Source organism: Ensifer sp. ENS09 (assembly GCF_014852425.1).
GTDB lineage: Bacteria > Pseudomonadota > Alphaproteobacteria > Rhizobiales > Rhizobiaceae > Ensifer.
In genome coordinates this window covers 131560-154695 of the sequence record NZ_JACVBP010000002.1, presented here as the reverse complement: position 1 = coordinate 154695, position 23136 = coordinate 131560, and the positions used below count along the sequence as shown (strand labels likewise).

Annotated in this window: 24 protein-coding genes and 1 tRNA gene; 12 read left to right on the top strand and 13 right to left on the bottom strand. The window is 62.4% G+C overall.

Annotation, left to right across the window (positions count from 1 at the left end; genetic code table 11):
* The first annotated feature begins 122 nt into the window (after positions 1-122).
* The 6 genes from IB267_RS08905 to IB267_RS08880 all read left to right on the top strand — a co-directional run bounded on the left by IB267_RS08905 (position 123) and on the right by IB267_RS08880 (position 4648).
* A complete protein-coding gene (locus IB267_RS08905; RefSeq protein ID WP_192447307.1) occupies positions 123-662 on the top strand; it encodes a ubiquinol-cytochrome C chaperone family protein in 540 nt (179 codons plus the stop codon).
* Between the two features lie 89 nt (positions 663-751).
* Positions 752-1303 (top strand): DUF177 domain-containing protein, encoded by a 552-nt coding sequence (locus IB267_RS08900; RefSeq protein WP_192447306.1) that lies wholly within the window; start codon positions 752-754, stop codon positions 1301-1303.
* A 202-nt stretch (positions 1304-1505) separates the two neighbouring features.
* Positions 1506-2564, top strand: coding sequence for a phosphate acyltransferase PlsX (gene plsX / locus IB267_RS08895; protein WP_192447305.1), 1059 nt, complete (start codon positions 1506-1508; stop codon positions 2562-2564).
* Between the two features lie 4 nt (positions 2565-2568).
* A complete protein-coding gene (locus tag IB267_RS08890; RefSeq protein WP_192447304.1) occupies positions 2569-3540 on the top strand; it encodes a beta-ketoacyl-ACP synthase III in 972 nt (323 codons plus the stop codon).
* 92 nt (positions 3541-3632) lie between these two features.
* Entirely contained in the window at positions 3633-3971 is a 339-nt protein-coding gene (locus tag IB267_RS08885) for an integration host factor subunit alpha (protein WP_034803721.1), read from the top strand.
* Between the two features lie 140 nt (positions 3972-4111).
* Positions 4112-4648 (top strand): MerR family transcriptional regulator, encoded by a 537-nt coding sequence (locus IB267_RS08880; protein ID WP_034803717.1) that lies wholly within the window; start codon positions 4112-4114, stop codon positions 4646-4648.
* 201 nt (positions 4649-4849) lie between these two features.
* On the opposite strand, the gene IB267_RS08875 is transcribed toward IB267_RS08880, so the two are convergent.
* Complete coding sequence (locus tag IB267_RS08875) at positions 4850-5014, bottom strand: hypothetical protein (protein ID WP_192447303.1); 165 nt, start codon at positions 5012-5014, stop codon at positions 4850-4852.
* A 397-nt stretch (positions 5015-5411) separates the two neighbouring features.
* Here IB267_RS08875 and IB267_RS08870 point away from each other — a divergent pair.
* The 3 genes from IB267_RS08870 to IB267_RS08860 all read left to right on the top strand — a co-directional run bounded on the left by IB267_RS08870 (position 5412) and on the right by IB267_RS08860 (position 7122).
* A tRNA-Pro gene (locus IB267_RS08870) sits at positions 5412-5488 on the top strand.
* Between the two features lie 156 nt (positions 5489-5644).
* Positions 5645-6508, top strand: coding sequence for a glycosyltransferase family 8 protein (locus IB267_RS08865; protein ID WP_192447302.1), 864 nt, complete (start codon positions 5645-5647; stop codon positions 6506-6508).
* A 320-nt stretch (positions 6509-6828) separates the two neighbouring features.
* Entirely contained in the window at positions 6829-7122 is a 294-nt protein-coding gene (locus IB267_RS08860; protein ID WP_043611457.1) for a hypothetical protein, read from the top strand.
* Positions 7123-7217: 95 nt separating this feature from the next.
* Here IB267_RS08860 and IB267_RS08855 read toward each other — a convergent pair whose 3' ends face one another.
* From IB267_RS08855 to IB267_RS08835, 5 genes are all read right to left on the bottom strand, one after another.
* Complete coding sequence (locus IB267_RS08855; protein WP_192447301.1) at positions 7218-8408, bottom strand: glycosyltransferase; 1191 nt, start codon at positions 8406-8408, stop codon at positions 7218-7220.
* Positions 8409-8410: 2 nt separating this feature from the next.
* The gene (locus IB267_RS08850; RefSeq protein WP_192447300.1) at positions 8411-9655 is read right to left on the bottom strand and encodes an O-antigen ligase; all 1245 of its coding nucleotides are present in this window, start codon (positions 9653-9655) and stop codon (positions 8411-8413) included.
* Positions 9652-11025, bottom strand: coding sequence for an undecaprenyl-phosphate glucose phosphotransferase (locus IB267_RS08845; RefSeq protein ID WP_371742537.1), 1374 nt, complete (start codon positions 11023-11025; stop codon positions 9652-9654). Before IB267_RS08845 ends, IB267_RS08850 begins: the two co-directional genes overlap by 4 nt.
* A 248-nt stretch (positions 11026-11273) precedes the next feature.
* Complete coding sequence (locus tag IB267_RS08840) at positions 11274-12446, bottom strand: glycosyltransferase family 4 protein (protein WP_192447298.1); 1173 nt, start codon at positions 12444-12446, stop codon at positions 11274-11276.
* 5 nt (positions 12447-12451) lie between these two features.
* A complete protein-coding gene (locus IB267_RS08835) occupies positions 12452-13027 on the bottom strand; it encodes a polysaccharide biosynthesis/export family protein (protein ID WP_034804249.1) in 576 nt (191 codons plus the stop codon).
* Positions 13028-13230: 203 nt separating this feature from the next.
* Here IB267_RS08835 and IB267_RS08830 point away from each other — a divergent pair, with 203 nt between their 5' ends.
* Positions 13231-15414, top strand: a complete 2184-nt coding sequence (locus IB267_RS08830; protein WP_192447297.1) for an exopolysaccharide transport family protein — start codon at positions 13231-13233, stop codon at positions 15412-15414.
* 54 nt (positions 15415-15468) lie between these two features.
* Here the strand turns inward: IB267_RS08830 and IB267_RS08825 are convergent, their stop codons facing one another.
* The 3 genes from IB267_RS08825 to IB267_RS08815 form a co-directional block, all read right to left on the bottom strand.
* Positions 15469-16713, bottom strand: a complete 1245-nt coding sequence (locus IB267_RS08825; RefSeq protein ID WP_192447296.1) for a GNAT family N-acetyltransferase — start codon at positions 16711-16713, stop codon at positions 15469-15471.
* A gap of 140 nt (positions 16714-16853) precedes the next feature.
* Positions 16854-17594: a metallophosphoesterase gene (locus IB267_RS08820; protein WP_192447295.1), complete on the bottom strand. Its 741-nt coding sequence runs from the start codon at positions 17592-17594 to the stop codon at positions 16854-16856.
* A 33-nt stretch (positions 17595-17627) separates the two neighbouring features.
* Positions 17628-17840, bottom strand: coding sequence for a DUF2842 domain-containing protein (locus IB267_RS08815; protein ID WP_192447294.1), 213 nt, complete (start codon positions 17838-17840; stop codon positions 17628-17630).
* 173 nt (positions 17841-18013) lie between these two features.
* Here IB267_RS08815 and IB267_RS08810 point away from each other — a divergent pair, with 173 nt between their 5' ends.
* Positions 18014-19117, top strand: a complete 1104-nt coding sequence (locus IB267_RS08810; protein ID WP_192448279.1) for a COX15/CtaA family protein — start codon at positions 18014-18016, stop codon at positions 19115-19117.
* A 77-nt stretch (positions 19118-19194) separates the two neighbouring features.
* On the opposite strand, the gene argC is transcribed toward IB267_RS08810, so the two are convergent.
* The 3 genes from argC to IB267_RS08795 form a co-directional block, all read right to left on the bottom strand.
* Positions 19195-20127: an N-acetyl-gamma-glutamyl-phosphate reductase gene (gene argC / locus IB267_RS08805; RefSeq protein ID WP_192447293.1), complete on the bottom strand. Its 933-nt coding sequence runs from the start codon at positions 20125-20127 to the stop codon at positions 19195-19197.
* 150 nt (positions 20128-20277) lie between these two features.
* Positions 20278-21240 carry an agmatinase gene (gene speB, locus IB267_RS08800; protein ID WP_192447292.1) on the bottom strand — a complete coding sequence of 321 codons (963 nt, stop codon included), beginning with the start codon at positions 21238-21240 and terminating at the stop codon, positions 20278-20280.
* A 126-nt stretch (positions 21241-21366) separates the two neighbouring features.
* On the bottom strand, positions 21367-22158 hold the full coding sequence (locus IB267_RS08795; protein ID WP_192447291.1) for a phenylalanine 4-monooxygenase: 792 nt from the start codon (positions 22156-22158) through the stop codon (positions 21367-21369).
* Positions 22159-22250: 92 nt separating this feature from the next.
* Here IB267_RS08795 and IB267_RS08790 point away from each other — a divergent pair, with 92 nt between their 5' ends.
* A complete protein-coding gene (locus IB267_RS08790) occupies positions 22251-22745 on the top strand; it encodes an Lrp/AsnC family transcriptional regulator (protein WP_246810610.1) in 495 nt (164 codons plus the stop codon).
* A gap of 36 nt (positions 22746-22781) precedes the next feature.
* On the opposite strand, the gene IB267_RS08785 is transcribed toward IB267_RS08790, so the two are convergent.
* The gene (locus tag IB267_RS08785) at positions 22782-23120 is read right to left on the bottom strand and encodes an antibiotic biosynthesis monooxygenase (RefSeq protein ID WP_192447290.1); all 339 of its coding nucleotides are present in this window, start codon (positions 23118-23120) and stop codon (positions 22782-22784) included.
* Between the last annotated feature and the right edge of the window lie 16 nt (positions 23121-23136).

Below are 23136 nucleotides of genomic sequence, written 5' to 3'. Positions count from 1 at the left end.
AGAAACGATGGCAGATCCGCCATTGCAATTCGTGCCTGCTTCGGTAAACCAGCTTCGGCTGTCATGCAACAACGTCATGGGCGCTTGCGCGCATTTCGAGAAAGCCAAGCCCGAGCTTTGTGATGATTTTTGGACTGTTTAAAAGAAAAAGTGGCAACACCGCGATTGTCGAGCGGCAATATGCATTGCTGACGGCGGCCGCACGCCAGCCCTACCTCTACACCGACCTCGATGTGCCGGACACGGTCATGGGCCGGTTCGAGATGCTGTCGGCAACGCTGATCCTCTATTTCCGCCGTACGCGCGCTTCGGCGAGGGCGGGCCAGGAAATCGCCCAGGAGATCATCGATGCCTTCTTCGAGGACGTGGATCATTCGATCCGCGAGCTCGGCGTCGGTGACGCCGGCGTGCCGAAGAAGATGAAGAAGCTGGCCGGCATGTATTACGGCCGGCTCGAATCGTACGCGGCGGCGCTGGAAACGAAGGACGTCGAGGCTCTGGCGGCCGCGCTCAGGCGCAACTTCCATCCGGATGGCGGCGAGGCCGCGCCTTCGATGGTGGCGCTTGCTGGCTATCTGCTGGCGGTCGAGGCGCAGCTCGTCGATGTCGCGGAAGACGTCGTCGAAGTCGGCCAGTTGCACATTCCGCCGGCTGGGGCGTAATAGAATACAAGAGCGTCGCCACCGGCAGCCGGTCGGCGGCTGCATTCGCGATGGGCGCCAGGTAAGCCCGCGCGAGGAAGGATCCAATCATGAAAGACGAAAGCCGGCTGGCCTTTTCTTACCCGGTGAAGGTAGGGCACATTTCGGCGAACGCGGTCAGCGTTCACCTCTCCGCCAATGAGCGCGAGCGCAAGGCGCTTGCCGAGCTTTGGAACATCAACGATGTCCTGTCGCTCGAGGCCGACCTGCAGATCGCGCGCTGGAAGAAGGATGGCGTGAAGATCAAGGGCGACGTCAAGGCCCGCATCGTGCAGAGCTGTGTCGTCACGCTTGAGCCGGTCGAAGCCGATATCAACGAGCTGGTCGAGGCGATCTTCGTGCCCGAGGGCTCGCGGCTCGCCCGCCAGGCAAGCAATGACGGCGGCGAGATGGTTCTCGACCCTGACGGTCCCGATATTCCCGATACCTTTGTCGGCGACACCATCGACGCCGGCGTCGTCGTCAGCGAGCAGGTTGCGCTCGCGATCGACCCTTATCCCCGTAAGCCCGGCGTGACGTTCGGCGAGCGCATCGAGAGCACATCTGCCGATGACAAGAAGCCGAACCCCTTTGCGGTCCTGAAGGACTGGAAAAAGGACTGAGGTCGCGAAAGCGTCATCTACAATTCGGTTGTCACGCAATGGAAAAGCAGTATTTTGGCCCCAAACCGGCCAGAAGAGCCGCCAAAGCGATCTGCCGCGTGCTTGGCTCAAGCGTCAGAAGCAATATGTTTCGTCTATGCGTTTCCGTTGAGTGCGCCGCGGCGGCACGTGTTGTGTGGCAGAAATAAAGGATAAGACACGCGTGGTCAGAATTTCACTTGACGTGATGGGGGGCGACTATGGTCCTGAAGTCGTCATCCCCGGCGCCGCAAGAGCGCTTGAACGTCATCCGGACATCAAGTTCGTTTTGTTCGGCATCGAAGCGCAGTGCGCGGGCCTCCTTGAAAAATATCCGAAGCTGAAGGCCAACAGCACCTTTTACGACTGCGAGATTGCAGTCGCCATGGACGAGAAGCCGAGCCAGGCGCTTCGCCGTGGTCGCGGCAAGTCGAGCATGTGGAAAGCGATCGACGCGATCAACGCCGGAGAGGCAGACGTCGTCGTCTCCGCCGGCAATACCGGCGCGCTGATGGCCATGTCGGTCTTCTGTCTGCGCACCATGCAGGGAATTCAACGGCCGGCGATCGCCGCCATCTGGCCGACGCTGAAAGGCGAGAGCATCGTGCTCGATGTCGGCGCGACGATCGGCGCGGACGCGCAGCAACTGATGGATTTCGCGCTGATGGGCGGCGCCATGGCGCGCGCGCTGTTCGAGATCGAACGACCGATGGTCGGGTTGCTGAATGTCGGCGTCGAGGAGATCAAGGGACAGGAAGAGGTCAAGGAAGCCGGCCGCCTGATCCGTGAAGCCAATATCGACGGCTTCGACTATTACGGCTTCGTCGAGGGCGACGATATCGGTCGCGGAACCGTCGACGTCGTCGTCACGGAAGGTTTTTCCGGCAATATCGCACTGAAGGCTGCCGAAGGCACCGCGCGCCAGATCGCCGAATATCTGCGCGCCGCCATGTCGCGCACGCTTCTTGCCAAGCTCGGCTATATCCTGGCCAAGGGCGCCTTCGACCGCCTGCGGGAGAAGATGGACCCGCGCAAGGTCAATGGCGGCGTGTTCCTCGGCCTCAATGGCGTCGTGATCAAGAGCCATGGTGGTGCGGATGCCGAGGGTTTCGCAGCCGCGATCGACGTCGGCTACGACATGGTGAAGAATGGCCTGAAGGCGAAGATCGAGCTCGATCTGGCGAAGTACCATGGCGGCGAACCGCCCAAGGCCCTTTCCGCCGGCATGAATGATGAGGTTTGAATAGATGATCCGTTCCGTCGTTCGCGGTTTCGGCGCAGCTTTGCCGAAGCGCGTGGTCACCAATCAGGAGCTGGAATCCAAGGTCGATACGTCCGATGAGTGGATCGTGCAGCGCACCGGCATCCGGCAGCGTTACATCGCCGGCGAGGGCGAGACCACGGCTTCGCTCGGCGAAGGGGCGGCACGCGCCGCGCTCGCCAATGCCGGGCTTACGCCTGATGACATCGACCTGATCATCCTGGCGACCTCCACCCCGGACAACACGTTCCCGGCAACGGCCGTCAACATCCAGGACCGTCTCGGCATGCGCCATGGCGCGGCCTTCGACATGCAGGCGGTCTGCTCGGGCTTCGTCTACGCCGTCACCACGGCGGATGCCTATATCCGCGGCGGGCTTGCAAAACGCGTGCTGGTGATCGGCGCGGAGACATTCTCCCGCATTCTCGACTGGACCGACCGCACGACCTGCGTGCTCTTTGGCGACGGCGCCGGCGCCATCATCCTGGAAGCCCAGGAAGGCGAGGGCACCAATGCCGATCGCGGCGTGCTGACGGCGAAGCTTCGCTCCGACGGTGCGCACCGCGACAAGCTCTATGTCGATGGTGGCCCGTCGACCACGGGAACGGTCGGCCATCTGAAGATGGAAGGTCGCGAAGTCTTCAAGCATGCGGTCGGCATGATCACCGACGTCATCGAGGCCGCCTTCGAGGCGACCGGGACGACGGCCGAAGATCTGGATTGGCTGGTCCCGCACCAGGCCAACCGCCGCATCATCGACGGTTCCGCCAAGAAGCTTGGTATCCCTCTCGACAAGGTTGTGGTGACCGTCGATCTGCATGGCAACACCTCCGCAGCCTCCATTCCGCTGGCATTGAATGCGGCGGCGGGCGATGGCCGGATCAAGAAGGGTGACCTTGTCCTGCTCGAGGCCATGGGCGGTGGCTTCACCTGGGGCTCTGTGCTCCTCCGCTGGTAAAGAAATTGCTTAAGCAACAGGCGCTTGACCGCAAAAGGCAAGGGCAATAGTCTTCGGACGCTGATCGGCGTACCAGACGTTGGTGGGGGAAGATGAGCGGAAAAACAGTAACACGGGCGGACTTGGCTGAGTCGGTTTTTCGCAAGGTGGGTCTGTCGAGGACAGAGTCTGCCGAGCTGGTGGAAACCGTCATTGACGAAATATGCAACGCAATCGTGCGTGGCGAGAGTGTGAAGCTGTCCTCTTTCGCGACCTTCCAGGTCCGCGACAAGAACGAACGTATCGGGCGAAACCCGAAAACCGGCGAGGAAGTGCCGATTTCGCCCCGGCGCGTGATGACCTTCAAGGCGTCGAACGTCCTGAAGCAGCGCGTGCTGAAGGCGCATCTGGGCCGCAGGGCCAAGCAGAAACCGGTGTCTCCCGTTTCGTGAACGCCAGACGACAGCCACAAATGTGGTTGAAAACCCATCCATAAGCCGTTGAAATGGAGCCGATTCGTGCCATCATTGGCACGGTATCGGCTCATTGTCGGCTTTCGAGCCTGAGTCGTATGGCATGGATTGGGAACGATATGGAAAAGAGCCCGGACGCTTTTCGCACCATCAGCGAGGTCGCTGACGATCTCGACCTGCCGCAGCACGTCCTGCGTTTCTGGGAAACCCGCTTCCAGCAGATCAAGCCGATGAAGCGCGGCGGTGGCCGGCGGTATTACCGGCCGGAGGATGTCGACCTTTTGAAGGGCATCCGGCATCTGCTCTATGATCACGGCTATACGATCAAGGGCGTTCAGAAGCTCCTGAAGACCAACGGCAACAAGTTCGTCGCGGCGATTGCGAGCGGCGATCTCGCGACCGTCGAGGCGCTTGCGGCCTCCAGCAACGAAGAGCCCGCACCGCCGAAGGCTGGTCTTTCCGAGGAGGATCAGATCGTTGGCCGCGCCAAGGCGCCCGCGAGCCGCCGCTTCTTCTCCTTCGGCGGCAGCAGTGACGACGTGCCCGAGATCTCTCTCGGAAAGTCCTCGTCCGTGGGCAAGGAGGATCGCGCCCTGCTACAGGAGGCGCTCTATGACCTTCTGGAGTGCAAGCGGTTGCTCGACCAGGTGCGCTGAGAAAGCCATTCCAGAGGATCGATCAAGACCGGTTTCGGATGCCCGACTGAATGTCGGCCGAGCCGTCTCGACGCAAGTATCTTTTATACGGTCACCAAGACGGCGCCTGTGCCGTCGGCGCGCTACCCGACGGCGAGGAGCATATGCGCGCCTATCCGCAAGACGTTCGCGCGACCATCCTCAACAGCGTTTGAAAAAGCGTCAGTAGGAGATGCGGAAGCCGCCGGGGCTCGCCGCGGAGACGTCAGGCTCAGGGTAGGGGCCTGTCCACTGCGCATAGGTCGTGTTGGTCGAACCCGAGGTCGCACAGCCGGAGAGCGTGAGAAGCACAAGCGCGGTGAGGGCCATAAGGGACTTAAGAGGCATGGTTTTCTCCTAGAAGGGGAGACGCTCCAGGCCTCAAGGGCCAGTATCAAACTGTCCCTCAATTCATCCATGATGGCAAGCTCACGTTGCGTTAGGCAGCAAGTTTCGAGCGACGGGATCTCGTTTTGGTGAAGGTTCCGTAGCCGGACGCGCGGTCGGTGTTTTCGTCGCCACGCAGCATCGGACCTCGCAGGCATCCAGTGGCGCGCGGATGGTAGGGGCTTTCTCTGTCCGCAGTCGCGTCACGGGGGCCATGCCATGCCGTGAATTTGCGGAATGTCCTGTAGGACTTTCGGCTCCCAAGCATACTTTTCCACGCCGTTTGTTCCTTTTTCGATCCAGGCCGCATTTTCCCGCTTGCGCTCTAAGCGTTGGTTATATAGGGGTTTCCTCGGTTCGGAGCGTAGCGCAGCCCGGTAGCGCACTTGACTGGGGGTCAAGGGGTCGTGGGTTCGAATCCCGCCGCTCCGACCATTTTCCTCTTCGGCTTTGATGTCCGAAATCCCCCGAGGAACTTCGATTTCCCTTCATCTTTTCGATTAGCGACCGATCACTTCGGCGGCCCTGCCGTGAGGGACGGGCGAATAACGGGGCATTGTCTTGATGGCCTGGCACGATTTGGGGGGCTTGATGCGTGCGGAAACTGATGAATCGGCTTTGGCTTTAAGCGCGTGTTTTGTCGTCACTTCCGTGGACCGCAGGTTTGTCGAGTTCGCCGGAGTGATGTTGCATACGCTGGCTCTGAATGGCGACGTCGACGAGGTCAACGTCACCGTCTTCTGCGACGGACTGACCCCCAAGGATAAATCGCATCTGAGACGGTGCGGCGGGCGCCTGCGCTTAACGCTGTTCGAATTGTCCGAAAAAACGCTTCGGCAATTCGAGGGGTTGAAGACCAACAGCAACTGGAGCCGGTCGATCTATACCCGGCTTGTCTTGCCAGACCTCCTTGGCTGCAAGGAGGGGCGGCTCGTCTATCTCGACGCCGATACGATCGTGGTCGACAGTCTGCGTCCGTTGCTGAACCTGGATATGTCCGGCATGCCGGTGGCCGCTGTCAGCGGCGTTTCCAACCAGGACAATGCGCGTCTGAAGCTTCCGGACGGAACGAGAACGATGAATTCCGGCGTTTTGCTGATCGACATTGTGGAATGGTTAAAGGGGGATCTTTCCAGTCGCTGCCTCGAGATTGTCCGTTCACAGGCCGCAAGGCTGAAATTCTTCGATCAGGACGCATTGAACATCGCTCTCGCTGGGCAATTCGCTTCCCTCGATCGTCGTTGGAATGTGATCCTGCATTCGCATGCCGACGAGCCCGCGATCTTCCATTTCACGCACGACAAGCCCAACTCCGTTCGTTGCCAGCACCCGGCGCAGCCCCTGTATTTGCAGTACCGGCAAGCGACGCCTTGGGCGAAGAAGCGTCTCAAGTCGCGCTGGCACAAGCGGATCAGTCGGCTGACGCACTCCGTCCGAAGACTTTTCGAGCGCTGAAACTCGGCCAGCCGGAGTTCTTTCGATGGCGTCCGCAATCGTGATGCCTGCCCTGCGGGCTCCGGCGCTCCAAGCTTGGTTTGGCCTTTTAGCGGGTTATCTCAGCATCGCCCCGGCCCGGGTCGCACTTGGCTGTAATCGCCGCACGAAACCGCACCGGCCCTCGTTGGTTGCGTGGCATAAAATTTATCGCTCATCCGAAATCGCTAAAATGCCTCGTTCCGGTGCGATGGTCCACGCGGCTGGGGCCGATCGCCGTCCTCGCGAAAGTGATGGAATGGCCTTATGGCGGGCGCCTGCCTGCCAAAGGAGGAAATGGAATGAAGACGCTTTCAAAGATTTTTGCCGTGTCGTTGCTCGGGCTTTCGGCCCTGACGGCAATGCCGGTCATTTCGACGTCCGGCACCGCCCGTGCCGACGACGCCGTCATCCTCGTTCCGGGCCAGCCTACCGGCTCATCGGGTGACACCGGCACGGCGAGTTCCAACCCGGATACCGGTGCTGCGAGCTCCAACCCGGATACTGGCACCGCCAATTCCAACGGCGATACGGGGGCGCCGAGTTCGAACCCCGATACCGGCGGTGGTTCGGGCGCAGAAGGATCGACGCCCTAACCGATCCTGCAAATGCAGCAAAAGAGGTCCTTCAGCAGGGCCTCTTTTCTGCTTTCTGTAGGCGCGCTGCCGCAATCACGCCGCCGCTGTCCATTCTAGCTGACTGGCTGAGGGGCAGCCTTCTGCAGTTTTGAAGCCGCGTTCCGGTAAAGGGCCTCCGTGCGGTCGAGCATGACGGCAAGCGTAAAGCGGTCCTTCAGGCTTACCGCGCTGGCCGACAGGGCCTTGAAGAGTTCGGGCTCCGCGGCACTGATCATGCTCTTGGCGAGTGCTGATGTGTCGTCGCTATTGGGAAGGATGTAACCGTTCCGCCCGTCCTCGATCACCGTGCGCGCGCCACCGATATCGGTGGCGATGATCGCCTTGCCAGCCGCAGCCCCTTCAAGCATCACATAGGACATCGCCTCGTAGCGGCTCGGCATTACCAGGAGGTCGAAGCCCGGCACGGCCTGCGGGCCGGTGAAGGCGGAGGTCAGATGCATCCGGTTCTGCAGCCCGCTTTCGGCAATCGCCTTGCGAAGGCTGCCCTCGAGCTCGCCGCTGCCGACCATGACGAGGTGGCTGTTTCTGACCGAGGCGGCCACACTCTTGAAAGCGGCGATCAGCCGTTCCGGCGCCTTCTGGGCGGACAATCGTCCAACGAAGCCGAAAACGAAAGCGTCCGGCGCGATCCCGAAGCTGGCGCGCAGCGTCTGCGCCATTTCGTCCGAGGGCGGTGCCACGCCATTGACGATCACCGACATGCGCTTCTCCGGCATGTGCAAGGACAGCGCGTGATGGAACTCGTCGTCGGAGACGCAGATCAGGTGATCGGTAAAGAAGCGGGCCAGCGCCCATTCGATCGTGCCATAGATCAGCCGTCCGCCGCGGCCGAGCGTTGGGTCGAGCGTGCGAAAGGCGTGTGGCGTGTAGATACGCGGCACATGAGAACCGGGCAGCCGCAGGCGCGTCAGCGCACCGGCCTTGGAACTGTGGCCATGGACGATGTCGAAACCGTTGTTCTGGATGATGCGCCGGAGTTCGAGAAAGCAGCCGACATCAGACGACCCGGGCGCGCGTCTCATCGGGACGGCGTGCACGGCCGGCAGGCCGATTGCCTTCAGTTCACGAACGAAACCTTCCTCGGCGCGCACCGGCGAATAGACGGCCTCGACGTGATGCCCACGCTTGTGCATACCGCGGCAGAGATCGAGGAAGTGCCGGCCCGAGCCGCCGCCGCTCGGCTCCAGCACTTCTAGGAGCTTGAGGGAAGGGGCCGCAGACCGGCGCGGAACCACATGTTCCATGGTCAGGAGCTCCGGCCGGCGCGCGCCTGCCGGCGATGGCGATATTCAAGGGCGGCGCAACCCCAGATGATTCCGATGAGCAGGTAGAAGTGGCGCCAATGGTCCGTGTCGATGACATTGCCCACCCCGACATGGCCGAGAACGGCGACCCAGGCGATCATCAGATAGGTTTGCCAGGGGCGGTTGAGCAGCAGAAAGCGAAAGCCGAGCGAGAGCGTCCAGATGATCAGCGTCACGTAGCTGATGAAACCGAGCCAGCCGTAAGAGGTCAGCGACTTCAGCCAGACGTTGTGCTCATCCTCCGGGAAGATCGTGCTGAAGACCATAGGACCGATGCCGAGCGGCCTTTCCATCGACATCAAGAAACCGAGCCTGTGGCGGTCGAAGCGCCCGAGGTGGCCGCCGTCGTAGTCCTGCACGAGTTGTGAGCGGCTGGAAAAGAGTGTTGCGACCTGCTCGGACTGCAGCGCGACGAGGAGGGCGCCGACGATCATGATCCCGCCGACCAGGGCAAGCACCAGGATACGCAGGCGAAAGAGGCCGTTTCGCTCTTTCAGCAGCATCACGAAGACGAAAGCGACGACGCAGAAGAGGTTGAGGGCCCAGGCTGCGCGGGAAAATGAAAGGAAGACGCCGAGTGCCAGCACCAGCAGCGCGGCGATCTTGAGCGGCGCCTTCTGGATGGGCTGCGTGAGGATGCCGTGGATGAGGTACATGGCCGGCACCGAGAGGAACGGGCCGAAGACGTTCGGATCCTGGAATGCGCCCTTGGCGCGGCCATAGAGCGTGAAGTTTTCCGCACCCGGCACGGCGCCGAAATAGCCGAGGATGCCGAGGAGTGCCGTGATTATGGCCGCCGCCGTCCAGGCGTTGAAGATCAGCCGCAGCCGCTCGTGGCGGTCCTCGATGATGGCTGCGAAGAAGACCGACGATAGCGCGAGGAATCCGGAGACCGCCATGTACATCGGCCCCTTTGTCAGGTCGACCATGACCGTCAGGGACAGCATGCCGCCGACCATGAAAAGGGTCAGAAGCGTCAGCAGCGGGGCGACGCTGCGCGAGATCTTGAGGCCCACAAGCGCCCAAAGGCCGATGAGCGCCACCAGGAACAGCTCATAGGGCGCCGGCTCGAAAATGACGAAGCCGGAGAGAAACACGGCAAAGGCGACGAGCCCGGAGCCGAGCAGCGAGAGCGCCGCAAGCTGGGGACGAGCGATCGGGAGCCGGCCTGTATCGACGGTGCTCAATAGGCATTCTCGGTGTTGAGGAGCCTGAACGGCGTCAGGAATAGGATCTTGAGGTCGAAGAGCAGCGACCAGTTTTCGATGTAGTGCAGGTCGAAGGCGGTGCGCAGGCGGATCTTGTCGTCATTGTCGATCTCGCCGCGCCAACCGTTGATCTGCGCCCAGCCGGTGACGCCGGGCTTGACGCGGTGGCGGGCGAAGTAGCCTTCGACGACGTCGGAATAGGTGCGGTTCTGGGTCTGGGCGAGCACGGCGTGCGGCCGCGGCCCGACGAGCGACAGCTCACCCTTCAGCACGTTGAAGATCTGTGGCAGTTCGTCGATCGAGGACTTGCGGATGAAACGGCCGACGGGGGTGACGCGCGGGTCGCCCTTGGTCACGGCGTTGCGGGCCGTCGGGTCGCTCATATGCGTATACATCGAGCGGAACTTGTAGACCTCGATGGTCTCATTGTTGAAGCCGTGCCGCTTCTGCTTGAAGATGATGGGGCCTGGGGAGGTTGCTTTGACCGCAATCGCCGCGCCGAGCATGATCGGCCAAAGAAGCACGAGGGCGACGAGGCTGAAGAAGATGTCGAAGCCGCGCTTGGCGACGGAGTCCCAATCGGCGATCGGCTTATCGAAGATGTCGAGCATCGGGACGTCGCCGACATGGGAATAGCTGCGCGGGCGGAAGCGCAGATTGTTGGCGTGGGCGGCGAGCCGGATGTCGACCGGCAGGATCCAGAGCTTCTTCAGAAGCTGGAGAATGCGCTTCTCTGCCGTGAGCGGCAGCGAGATGATCAGCATGTCGATGCGGGCCAGGCGGGCGAATTCCACCAGCTCGTCGACTGTTCCGAGCTTCGGATAGCCGGCGATGACGTTGGGGGAGCGGCGCTCGTCGCGATCGTCGAAAATACCGCAGATGCGGATGTCGTTGTCGGGCTGGTCCTCAAGCGTGCGGATCAGGTCCTTGGCCGGCTGGCCGCCACCGACGACGACGGCGCGGCGTTCCATCGTGCCGTTTCGGGCCCAATGGCGGATGGAATAGGCGATGAAGGCGCGCTCTGCGATCAGAAAGATTGCGCCGCCGATGAACCAGCCACCGAACCAGACACGTGAATACTGATGGCCGGATTTGAGGAAGAACAGCGCGATGGCGATACCGCCGAATGCGATGGCCCAGGAGGCGAGGATGCGCGGCATCACCCGCAGCGAGGCGCGCAGCGCCGGGATCTGGTAGGTGTCGGCGATCTGCATGGCAGCGACCGCCAGGGCGGAGCCGCCAAAGAGAATTGCCAGATAGAGCGGCAGCTGCTCGAAGCCCGGCTGGACATAAAGCGCGTTGATGGCATAGCCGATCGCAAAGAGCGCGCTGAACTCGAACAGGCGCATCAGCCCCATGATCATCGCCGGCGAATAGGTATCGGCGCTGAACTGCTCGGCGATCTGCCGCGCGAGCGGATTGAGATCCGTGGTCGTCGTTTCGTCCGGCATTTCGCCAGGCGCGCGGGCGCGGATTTCCGAAATCTTCTTGCGAAGCGCTTCGGGATCGAACGAACCCGGGCGGTCAAACTTGTTCATGGCTGTCTTCCGGCGCTGAAGTCCCTCAGCCGGGATAGCAGAAAGCCACTAAGAAACGCTTACGTTGTGGGCAACACGCTATCGGCGGGCGGCTGGTAACGGCACAATTCCCGATAGAGGCTTAACATATCCGCCGACATTACCGAAGCTGCAAATTGCGACTTGAACGTGCTCGGATCGGGCATCACACGTGCCGCCCAGTCTTTCTCGGTGATTGCGCGAGCCATGATGTCAGCAAGCGACCGGGCATTGGCGGGTTCGGCAAGCGCGGTGCTGTCGCGTCCGAGAATTTCCGGGATGCCGCCGACACGGCTGGCGATAACCGGCTTCCGTGCCGCAAGCGCCTCAAGCACGATATAGGGCATGGATTCGGCGCGCGAGGGAACGACGATGTTGCGCGTCAGAGCGAAGGCCTCGCGCGTCTTCATCGCCGGCTGCATGCGGATACGGCGGCCGAGACCTTGCTGCAGCACCAGATCGCTGTATTCCTGCTGCTGCGGGCCGTCGCCGATCATCAGCGCCGACAGCGGCCGCCCGACGAGCCGTTCGGTCTGGGCGAAAGCCTCCACAAACAGATCGGGACCCTTCAGGTCCCGCATCATGCCGATATAGAGAAAATCGACCGCATCCGGCTGGGGTGGGACGACCTCGAACTCCCGGTCGTCGATACCATTGTAGATCAGCTCGTTGCGCTCGCGCGGTGCGCCGACTTTTGCGAAATAGGTCTGTCGCTCGAAGTCGCAGACGAAGACGAGGGCGTCGGTGATCCGCTGCTGGATCCGCTCGGCCGGGAAGACCAAACGCCCGGTCAGAGAGCCCGGACGGTAGTGCAGGCTGCCGCCATGCGGCGAATAGAGGCGGGCTACGCGATACTTGTTGACCCGCAGGGCTGAACCGATGAGCCGGGCAATGACGCCGCCTTTGGCGCCGTGCCCATGCAACACATCCGGTCGCAAACTTCTGATTTCTTTGTAGCCGCGCCACAACGCGGCCAAATCCGACGGCCCGACCGAGCGATGGATCGGCATCCGGATGAGGCCGAGCGACAGGTAGGGGCGGATTTCGTCGAACAACCGATCCTCGTGACTGCCGCCTGTCGTGCTGTCGCAGAGGATCCCGACCTCATGGCCGGCCTTGGCATGCGCCTCGGCCAGGTCGCGCACGTGGCGGAATATCCCGCCGACAGGCGACCTGAAGCAGTGGATGATGCGCAAAGGCCGCTCTTGTTGCATCGAAATCAGAACAGGCGTTCGCGAACATAGATCGTGTCGCCGGCAAGAACAGCGTCGGTGATCGGGACCCGGCCGGTGATGATGCGGCCATTGATCTTGCGTGTGATGTCGGCGTTCGACTGGTTGGCGCGCGGCGAGAAGCCGCCGGCAACCGCGATCGCGTTCTGCACGGTCATTCCGGGTACATAGGCGTATTGGCCGGCCTGACCGACTTCGCCCATGATGAAGACGGAACGGTAGCGATCGACCTCGATCGTGACGTCTGGATCGCGCAGATAGCCTTGCTTCAGCTTGGCGGCGATCATGCCTTCGAGTTCGGGCAGGGTCCTGCCGCGTGAGGCGACGGTGCCGATCAGGGGGAAGGCGACGTAGCCTGCCTGATCGACCGTGTAGGTACCGCTGAGGCCGGCCTGTTCGAAAACGTTGATGCGCAGGCGGTCGCCGCTGTCGAGCCGATAGGGCTGGATCGTGGCTTCGCTGAAGGCTTTGGGTGCGGGCTGGTAGCTCGTGCAGCCGCCGAGCAACATCGACAGCGCTGCCGCCGTGATCGCGAGACCCGTCTTGATAGCTGCAGTGGACATGCGGTTCATAGGCTCCGGAAACGACCAGCTTTTGTGACGTTATCGATCCGTTAGGGTTAATAGCAGGTAAACTCGCGGTAGAATTTTCGCGGAGACCTGGCGATGCCGCCCCGCCTTTACCATCCGCAGGTTGATCGCATTAACCCTTGCGTTACCATGTTCCTTTACGGTCCGGCGAGATTTGAAAGTTCGGAGCGACGAGCATGTCGGGAAGCGGCAGCGCACAGCAGGATGTGGATATCGACCTCGGCGGCCTGTTTCGCGCCGTCTGGGATCGGCGCGTCAAGGTTTTGCTCGCCACCGTCGCTGTGGCGGCGCTTGCTTTCGGTGCAGCAAAGATGATCGCGCCGGATTACCAGAGCGAAACCCGCGTGCTGATCGAATCGCGCGAGCCGGAGTTCAGCGGCCCCAACCAGGCTTCCCAGGCGGGAGCCGACCGCGTCTTCGATGAATCCGGCATTCTCAGCCAGGTGCAGGTGCTCAAGTCGGCCGACCTCATCAAGCAGGTCGCTCGCAACATGAAGCTTTACGAGCTCAAGGAGTTCGATCCGTCGTCGGCGCCCTCTGCACTTTCCGATCTTCTCGTCATGCTCGGCCTGAAGAAGAACCCGCTTGAGATGCCGCCCGAGGAGAGGGTGCTCAAGGAATTCTCCGACAAGCTCCAGGTCTACCAGGTGGAGAAGTCGCGCGTGATCGCGATCGCCTTCACCTCGAAGGATCGCCAGCTTGCGGCCGCCGTGCCCAATGAGATGGCGAAGGTCTTCCTGGCGCTCCAGAGCGGCGCAAAGCTCGATACCAATTCCGAGGCGACACGCTGGCTCGAACCCGAGATCGCCAATCTGCGCGAGAAGGTGCGCGACGCCGAAGCGAAGGTTGCGGCCTATCGCGCCTCGTCCGATCTGCTGCCGACCGGTGAAAGCACCAACTTCGCGACACGGCAGCTTACGGATATCTCGTCGGAACTGGCGCGGGTGCGCGGCGAGCGCGCCAATGCGGAAGCGCGTGCCGCCGGCGTACGCTCGGCGCTGGCAAGCGGCCGCGCGCCGGACACCATTGCCGATGTCGTCGGTTCGCAGATGATCCAGCGGCTGAAGGAGACGGAAGCGAACTTGCAGGCGCAGGTGGCGGACCTCTCGACCACCCTGCTTGACGGTCACCCGCGTCTGAAGGCGCTGAAGTCGCAGCTCGAAGGTATTCGCGGCCAGATCAGCACCGAGACCCGCAAGATCCTGACGAGCCTCGAAAACGAGGCGAAGGTCGGCGAACTGCGCGAACAGCAGCTCGGGCAGCAGTTGAATGCGCTGAAGGCACAGTCGGCGCAGGCCGGCGAAGAAGAGGTGGGGCTGCGCGCGCTCGAGCGCGAAGCGACCGCGCAGCGCCAATTGCTGGAGACCTATCTCGCGCGCTATCGCGAGGCGACATCGCGCACCGTGGAGAATGCGACGCCGGCCGATGCACGCGTCATTTCGAGTGCCGTGGTTCCGACCGGCGCGAGCTTCCCGAAAGTACTGCCGATCACCATCGTTGCAGCGCTTGCAACTTTCCTCCTTACCTGCATTGGCATCATGCTCGGCGAGCTTTTCAGCGGGCGAGCCTTGCGGCCGGTCTCAGCTACGGGCGAACGGGCACCGGTCCGGTCCCGTCCGGCGCTTGCCGCAAGCGTTGCCGATTTGCCGCCGGCCCAGATGGCTGAGGCATCGCCCGTCATTTCGTCCGCAGCCGATGACGCAGTCGACTTGCTGCCTGCGGCGGAGCTTTCGCTTGCCCCGGACACGGAGGAGGAGGCCGCCGAGGCGGATTTCTCGATCGAAGCCGTCGCCGAGCATCTGCGTGCCACCAATGTGCGCGTTGCGATTTCGGTTTCGCCCGGCGGCGACGAGGGCTCTACCGCGACCGTGATGCTCGCCCGGTTGCTCGCCGAAGAAGAATTGAAAGTCGTGCTGATCGACCTGACGGGCTCTGCCTGCCCGACACGGCTGATGGCGCGCTCGCAGCAGCTCCCGGGGATCACCAATCTCCTGGCGGGGGAGGTTCCCTTCACGGACACGATCCACGCCGACCGCTTTTCCGACGCGCACATCATCCCACAGGGCGACGCCGATCCGCGCCAGGCGATGCGTGGCATCGACAGGCTGAGGATGATCATCGACGCTTTGACCAACGCCTATGATCTCGTCCTGCTCGAATGCGGCCCTGCCGATGAAATGGCCGTGGAGAAGATCGCCGGTCGCGATGGCGCCGAAATCATCCTGTCGGCACCGTCGGTGAGCGGCGAGCGGATCGTCGAGGTACTGACCGGCTTCGGCGCGGCGGGCTACCGCGACATCGTGCTGATGACCGGCCAGGTGCAATCGGACCCCGAATACCCGGATCGCGACGCGGCGTAATGGCGGCGCGGGCCTCTGCCGCACAGCGCAGGGACCGTGCTCTAAGCTGGATGATCAGTCGGCGCTGTTGTCGAAGGTCTTGCCTTGCCTGCGTCGTCGCGTGCGCTGGATGCGGGCATAGACGGCCTTGTTCGCCTTGATCGCCCTTTTTGCCCTCACGACGAGGTAGTGCCGCAGGCCAGCGAGCCGTCCAGCGAGCGTCACCGGCAGCACGATATCGCGCAACGGCGTCTCGATCGTGCACCAGGAGCGCTTGTAGGGCTGGTCGCCCACGCCGAAGTCGAACAGTCGCACGCCTTCGCCTGAAAGGCGCTCGATCATGCGGTAGAACAGCAATTCACCCGGGCTGGCGTCGCCTGCCAGCGCTTCGTCGATCGACCCGAACTGGCAGATCACGTGATCCGCCTTGCGCGACAGTCCGGCGACGGCGACGATCCGGCCGTCATTTTCGCCTCGCAGGCGTATGGCATTGAGTTCCATGAGCTGGACATCGTCGTCCACGCGGGCGGCAAGCGCATGGAAAAACGCCTGCGTTTCCGGATCCTGGAAGACATCGGGAAAGCCGAGCGTGGCAAAGCGCGTCGCCTTTTGTCGAAAGAAGGTGTCGAGCAGGGCTTGGGCCTCGTCGCTCGTGCGGGCGACCACATAGTCGTAGCCGCCCATTTCAGCCAGCCGCCGTTCGGAAATGCGCATCTTCTTGCGCCGCCGCTTGGCGTTGAGCTGGGCCAGTGTGGGCTGAATGCCACCGAGAAGGGGAAGCTGGAACGACGGGTTGGGATTGGTAACGCCCGAAAACAGGGCCAACGGGCTGGGGTCGCCGCGCCAGTCGTTCGGCAGACGATCGAGCATGACGATGTCGGCAAGGCCGCGCAGTGCGTCGCAGATGGCGCGGGCAAGCGCCTCGGCGAGCGCGGGCGTGGTGATGATGGCCGTGGCGTCGCGGACAAACAGCCCGGTGTTCAGGTTGCTGTGCTCGGTTCCGATCAGTCTCGCCGTTCGAAACACGCGTCCGCGCACCACTTCCAGCGGCAGGATAAGCAGGAGTTCGCCATCGAACGTAATCCGTAGGAGAGCCAGGTCGCTGGCGTGGGTCGCAGCCCAGGCGCGGCACCAATGATAGGCATGGTGCAGCGAGTTCGCGGGAAGGGTGTCGAGCATGCGCCACTCGGTTTCGAGTGTCTCCATGTCGCGGTGAAGCGAGATTTCGAAGCGGCCGACGGCATCGGTCGGATCTGCACGCAAGGACGCATGCACGCGGCGGTCGCCGGAGCCATCCATGGTGAGTTCCGAGTTCGTCATCGCAGGTGCTGTCCGGTCCTTGTTGCGGAGAGATTGAACCTCAAACCCGCTACGATCGCTTTAATTCGGGAGTGCTTATGAAGGTCGATTGGCAATAACCGGCGAACGCGGTTAGCAAAGCGTGAAACGAAATTGACGCCTCACGCGATGAAGCCCGTTGCCAACACGCTGGCCCATTCCAGGCGGTTACGGCGGGTCGCAAGTTGCGACATCGCGGTCCAATCGTAGGTCACGCTGCGAAACGTCACGTCCCATTCCGTCCCCGACTGCTCGACGATGGCGTAGCGCGCGTGCGGGGATCCGGCCTCGACCTTGTGGGCCACCGGTCGGCTGTCGGTGTAGCCGGGGCAGCCGACGCTGCCGGGGTTGACGACCAGGCGTCCGTCGGAGAGGCGGATGACGCGAGGAATGTGGGTGTGACCGCACAGGATTACCGGATAGTCGATCCCGACAGCTTCGGCCTCGATGGCCGAACGCGCGGCCCTATGAACCGTACCGTCCGCCGTCAGGGCTTCGAGCCAGTAGGTCTCATCGTCGGTCGGGGTCGCATGGCAGAGGAAGAACGTTTGCCTGTGGACGTGTGCGACGGGCAGGGTGGCCAACCACTCGCGGTGCTCCGGCTTCAATTCATCGAACGCCGCGCGATCGGAGAGCCCCATATCGCGCGGATCGACCGTCAACAGGTAACGGTCGTGATTGCCGCGGATCGAGGGGATCGCCCGTTCCATCAGGATGTCGGCCGTGCGCGCGGCGTTGAGTGGACCGCTCAGATGATCGCCAAGATTGACGATATCGGTGATCCCTTGTGCATCGATGTCGGCGAGCACCGCTTCGAGCGCAAGATCGTTGCCGTGGATGTCCGCGATGACCGCAAGTCGCATGGGCGTCCTCCCGAATGGCTACCGGACCGAGGATCAACGATCCCGAGCGGGCTTTTCCATCCATTTGATGATCAGCATGGCCGGCAAGATCCAGAGCAGGCCGGTGAAGAAGAAATAGGCCAGGTGCACGTACCAGGGAGCGGCGCCGAGCAGCAGCGAGGCGAAGGTAACGGCGGCAAGCGCATAGACGACGACGAGGATGATGATCAGGATCGTGCCGATCAGCTTTCTGAGGCGTAGGGGCATTTCATATCTTTCACAGGGGCAAATGCGCGCGGAGCGGCCGCGACCGCATGCCGCAAAGGTTTCGGCCTTGTTTTGCATGCCGCTCTGGTGCAAATCAACGGCTTTCCGAAAGGTGCGACCGTTGATCCGTCCGGTTGCGCCGCCGACAACCCTGCGACACCAGAGGGAACATGATGGCCGGCGTCGAAATGGCGACTGAACAAATGCTTCGAAACGAGATCGGCAGGACCGACCGCAATCGCCGGCAGATCCGCGGCTGGCTGGCGGCCGTGCTCTTCACTCTCTTTGCCCTGGTACTCGTCGGCGGCGCGACGCGCCTTACCGAATCGGGCCTCTCCATCACCGAATGGAAGCCGATCCATGGCGTGATCCCGCCGCTGACGGTGGCCGAGTGGGAAGAGGAGTTCCAGCTCTACCAGCGCATTCCGCAGTATCAGCAGATGAACAGTGGCATGACTGTCGACGAGTTCAAGACGATCTTCTGGTGGGAATGGGCACACCGCCTGCTCGCGCGCACGATCGGCCTGATCTTCGCGCTGCCGCTTGCCTATTTCTGGTTCACCGGAAAGGTCGAGCGCAAGCTGCGCATGCCGCTGCTCGGGATCCTTGCGCTTGGCGGTTTTCAAGGTTTCATCGGCTGGTGGATGGTATCCTCGGGCCTGGTGGAGCGCACGGAAGTGAGCCAGTACCGGCTGGCGACGCATCTCGTCATCGCCTGTCTGATCTTTGCCGCCTGCATGTGGATCTTCCGCGGGCTCAGTCGGCATTCGAATGAAGCGGCACCCACCGACCGCTCGCGCAAGATGGCCATGATCATCGCCATCTTCAGTCTTTTCCAGATCTATCTCGGAGCGCTGGTTGCTGGGCTGGACGCCGGCTTCAGCTACAACACCTGGCCGCTGATGGATGGCGCAATCATCCCGCAGGACCTGTTCCTGCAGCAGCCCTGGTGGATCAACCTGTTCGAAAACCCGAAGACGGTGCAGTTCGTCCATCGCATCGGCGCCTACGTGCTCTTTGCCTTTGCGCTGATGCACATGATCGCCTCGCTGCGGGCAGCACCCGAAACCACCCATGCGCGCCGTGCGGTGCTCCTGTTCCTGCTCGTCTCGGCACAGGCGGTGATCGGCATTACCACGCTGGTGCTGCAGGTGCCGATCGGCTGGGGTGTGGCGCACCAGGGCGGCGCACTCGTTGTGCTTGGCTTTGCCATCGCCCACTGGCGCGGTTTCTACGGTGAGTATCCGCGCCCGACGACGATCGAACTGCGCGACTGACGCCCGGCGAAATCCGGAAAAAGAAAGACCCCGGCGAGCGGCTCGCCGGGGTCTTTTGTTTTTCAGCCGATTGCCGATCAGGCCGACAGCATCAGGTCCATGTTCTGGACCGCCGCGCCCGAAGCGCCCTTGCCGAGATTGTCGAGCAGGGCGACGAGGTTCACATGGTTGCCGCCAGGGGTGCCGAAGACGAAGAGCTTCATCGTGTCCTTGCCGGCAAGCTCGGTGGCGTCGATGCGGGCGAGCTTCTCGCTCTCCTGGAGCGGCACGACCTCCACGATCGACTGGTCGGCATAATGCGCGACGATCGCAGCGTGGATCGTCTCGAGTGTCGTACCGGCGGCGAGGTCCTCAAGATAGAGCGGCACCTGGACGATCATGCCCTGTGCGAACTTGCCGACGGAGGGTGCAAAGACCGGTGCGCGGTCGAGCAGGCCATGCATCTTCATCTCGGGCACGTGCTTGTGCTTGAGCGTCAGGCCGTAGAGGAAGTGCGGTGCGCTGATGTGGTCGGCATTGGTCTCGTCTTCCATCTGCGCGATCATCTGCTTGCCGCCGCCGGTGTAACCGGAAACCGCATTGACCGTCACCGGATAGCCGTCGGGCAGGATGCCGGCCTGGCGCAGCGGCCGGATCACGCCGATCGCGCCGGTCGGATAGCAGCCGGGATTGGCGACGCAACGGGCGCTCCGGATCTTTTCCGGCTGTGCCTTGTCCATTTCGGCAAAGCCATAGGCCCAGTCGGGCGCAATCCGGTGCGCGGTCGAGGTGTCGATGATGCGGACCTTGTTGTTGCCAGAGACCATCGAAACCGCCTCGCGCGAGGCGTCGTCCGGCAGGCAGAGGATCGCGATGTCGGCGTCGTTCAGAAGATCTTCGCGCATCGCGGCGTTGCGTCGTTCCGCTTCCGGAATGGAAAGCAGTTCGAGATCGCTACGGCCGGCCATGCGCGTGCGGATCTGCAGGCCCGTGGTGCCGTGTTCGCCATCGATGAAGATCTTCGGTTTCATGATTTTCCCGTTCTGCCAGACAGTTAGAAGCCGTTCCGGAATCACTCTGGCATAGAATTGAATCAGTTTCTCAACAGGCCGGCGGAGCGCCGCCAACCCCACCTTTTCTATATAAGCAGCCGCCCTCCATCGCAACGGCAACGGTCGTCTTCAGCGAAGCGGCGCGCGCTCGGCAAGCTTCTCCGCATGCAGCCCCAGCATATACATCGCGACGGTCGCACCGGCGATCGCCGTGATGTCGGCATGGTCGTAGGCTGGCGCCACTTCGACCACGTCGCTGCCGACCACCGTCAGCGCGCCGAGCTTGCGCAGGACGGACAGGATCTTGGCGCTCGACGGGCCGCCGGCGACCGGGGTACCGGTGCCGGGCGCATAGGCCGGGTCGAGGCAGTCGATATCGAAGGTGAGATAGGCCTTGCGCTCGCCGACCTGCCTTGTGATCGTCTCGGCGATGTCGCCGGCGCCCATCTCTTCGACGTCGTAGCCATAGAGAATGCGGATGCCGCAATCCTCGGGCGCGTGCGTACGGATGCCGATCTGGATCGAGGCGTCGGTGTCGATCAGCCCTTCGCGCGCCGCACGGCCGACAAAGGAGCCATGGTCGATGCGGCCGCGCTCGTCGGGCCAGGTATCCTGATGGGCGTCGAACTGGACGAGGGCGAGGGGGCCGTGCAGCGCCGCCTGCGCCTTCAGGATGGGATAGGTGACGAAGTGGTCGCCGCCGAGCGTCTGCAGATAAGCGCCGCTCCTGATGATCTTGGCCGCTTCGCGTTCGATCGTTGCCGGCGTCTTCGAATGGTTGCCGTAATCGAGCAGGCAGTCGCCATAGTCGACCGTTGCCATCTCCGCGAAGAGATCGCGGTCGAACGGGTACTGCGGATCGTTGTCGAAGATGGCCGAGGCGCGGCGGATCGCCTGCGGCCCGAAGCGGGCGCCGGGACGGTTGGACGTGGCGGCGTCGAAGGGAATGCCCCAGACGACGGCATCGACGCCCTTCAACTGCTTCGAATACTTGCGGCGCATGAAGGAGAGAATGCCGGCATGAGTCGGGTCGGACGCCGCCGATGTCAGTGAGCGCGCCGTCAGCGCATGATCGATTGTCCTGTTCGCCATATCCCGCCTCTGCCTCGGAGCCGGACAGCGCGCATCCTCGGCGCGCATCCGCTCAAACCTGTGGTGGCGGAAGGTTGGACAATCGTTGCCGGCAAGGCAAGGCCCTGCCGGCCGTTTCTTCGGCGATTACGAAGCCTTGGCTTCGTAGGTCGGCGCGAAGTCGCCAAGCGCCTTGGCTTCGGTGATGCGCGCGGCGATATCTTCCTCGATGATCGTCTCGAGCTGGGCGAAACTGTCGATCACGTAGTAGATCGGCTGGACGATATCGATGCGATAGGGCGTGCGCAGCACGGTCATCAGGTCGAAGGGCCGAAACTCGACACCTGGGGTTCCCATCGCATTGCGTGTCTCGTTGGGCGAAGACACGATGCCGGCGCCATAACAGCGGCGGCCCTTCGGCGTGTTGATCAGGCCGAACTCGACGGTGAACCAGAAGATCCGGAACATATGCCAGGAATAGCCCTTGCCGAGCGAAACCGCCTTCTCGCCGAAGCGGCGAACGAAGTTGGCGTAGCTCTGATTGGTGAGCAGCGGGCAGTGGCCGAAGACCTCGTGAAAAATGTCGGGCTCTTCGATGTAATCGATATGCTCGCGGCGGCGAATGAAGGTCGCCAGCGGAAACTTGCCCTGGGACAGCAGTTCGTAGAAGCGGGACGGTGGAATGAGGGCAGGTACACCTTCGACGCCGAAGCCGGTGGTTTCGGCGAGGCGCCGGTTCACGTCCTTCAACTGCGGCACGTGATCAGGGCCGAGATCAAGCGTCTTTGCGCCTTCCAGATATTCGTCGCTGGCCTTGTCGGCGAGCAGCGTCATCTGCCGCTGATAGAGCTCGCCCCAGATCGCGTCTTCTTCCGGGGTGTAGAGATAGGTGCCGTCCGGTTCCGGCAGTTTGGCCGTGTAGCTACTTTCCTTCGTCATGACGTCTCCTCATTCGTCAGATGAACTCTCCTGTTGCAATTGTATCGCGGATGGAGCGAGTATTTGTTCCACAGTTGCCAGGTGGAGGCCTGATGGCGGGAGGGAAATTCGAAATGCCGTCCGATGTGAAAGAAAATCTTCAGCCTGTTCGAAAGCTGCTACGGCTGATTCAGGCCGATAGCGGCCAGTCTCTCTCCGATCTCGCCGAAAAAGCCGGCATGTCGCAAAGCTCGGCCTGGCGACGGCTGCAGGAACTGGAGACGGATGGCGTGATCCGCAAGCGCGTCGCGCTGCTCGATCCGGCAAAGCTCGATCTGAAACTCTGCATCATCGCCCATGTGACGCTCGAAGATCATCACGATGAGGCGATTGCCGCCTTTTCCGCCGTCGTGCGCGAGCGGCCGGAGATCATGGAGTGCTACGCTTTATCCGGAACGTTCGACTATATGCTGAAGATCCGCGCCAATGACGTCGAAAGCTACGATGCCTTCATGACGCGCTACCTGATGCGCAATCCGCATGTGCGCACGGTGGTGTCGAGTTTCGTCCTGCGCGAACTCAAGTCGACGACGGAGCTGCCGATTTAAGCCGGTCTCCAGTGGCGGCCTTGCCCCGCGGGAGAACTACGAGCGCTCGAATCCGTATTGACGTTCGATCTTGCCGACGCGCACCTGGTAATCCACGTACCAGCGCTCGCGGCCGAGCCGCTGGGCCGTCAGGTGGCGGACATTGTTTTTCCAGGCCGCGATGCTCGCCTCATCGGCCCAGTAGGAATTGGTGAGGCCGAAGCCGTCGGCGCCGCGAACGCTTTCCAGGCCGAGAAAACCCGGCTGCTCGCGCGCAAGCCGCTCCATTTCGTCTGCCATGTTGTCGTAGCCGTGATCACCAGCCGTGCGCTGCGAGGCGAAGGTGACGATGTAATAGGGCGGCTCTGGGGTCTTGGCGACGGGAGAACGGGTCATGCGGTGCCTCAAAGGC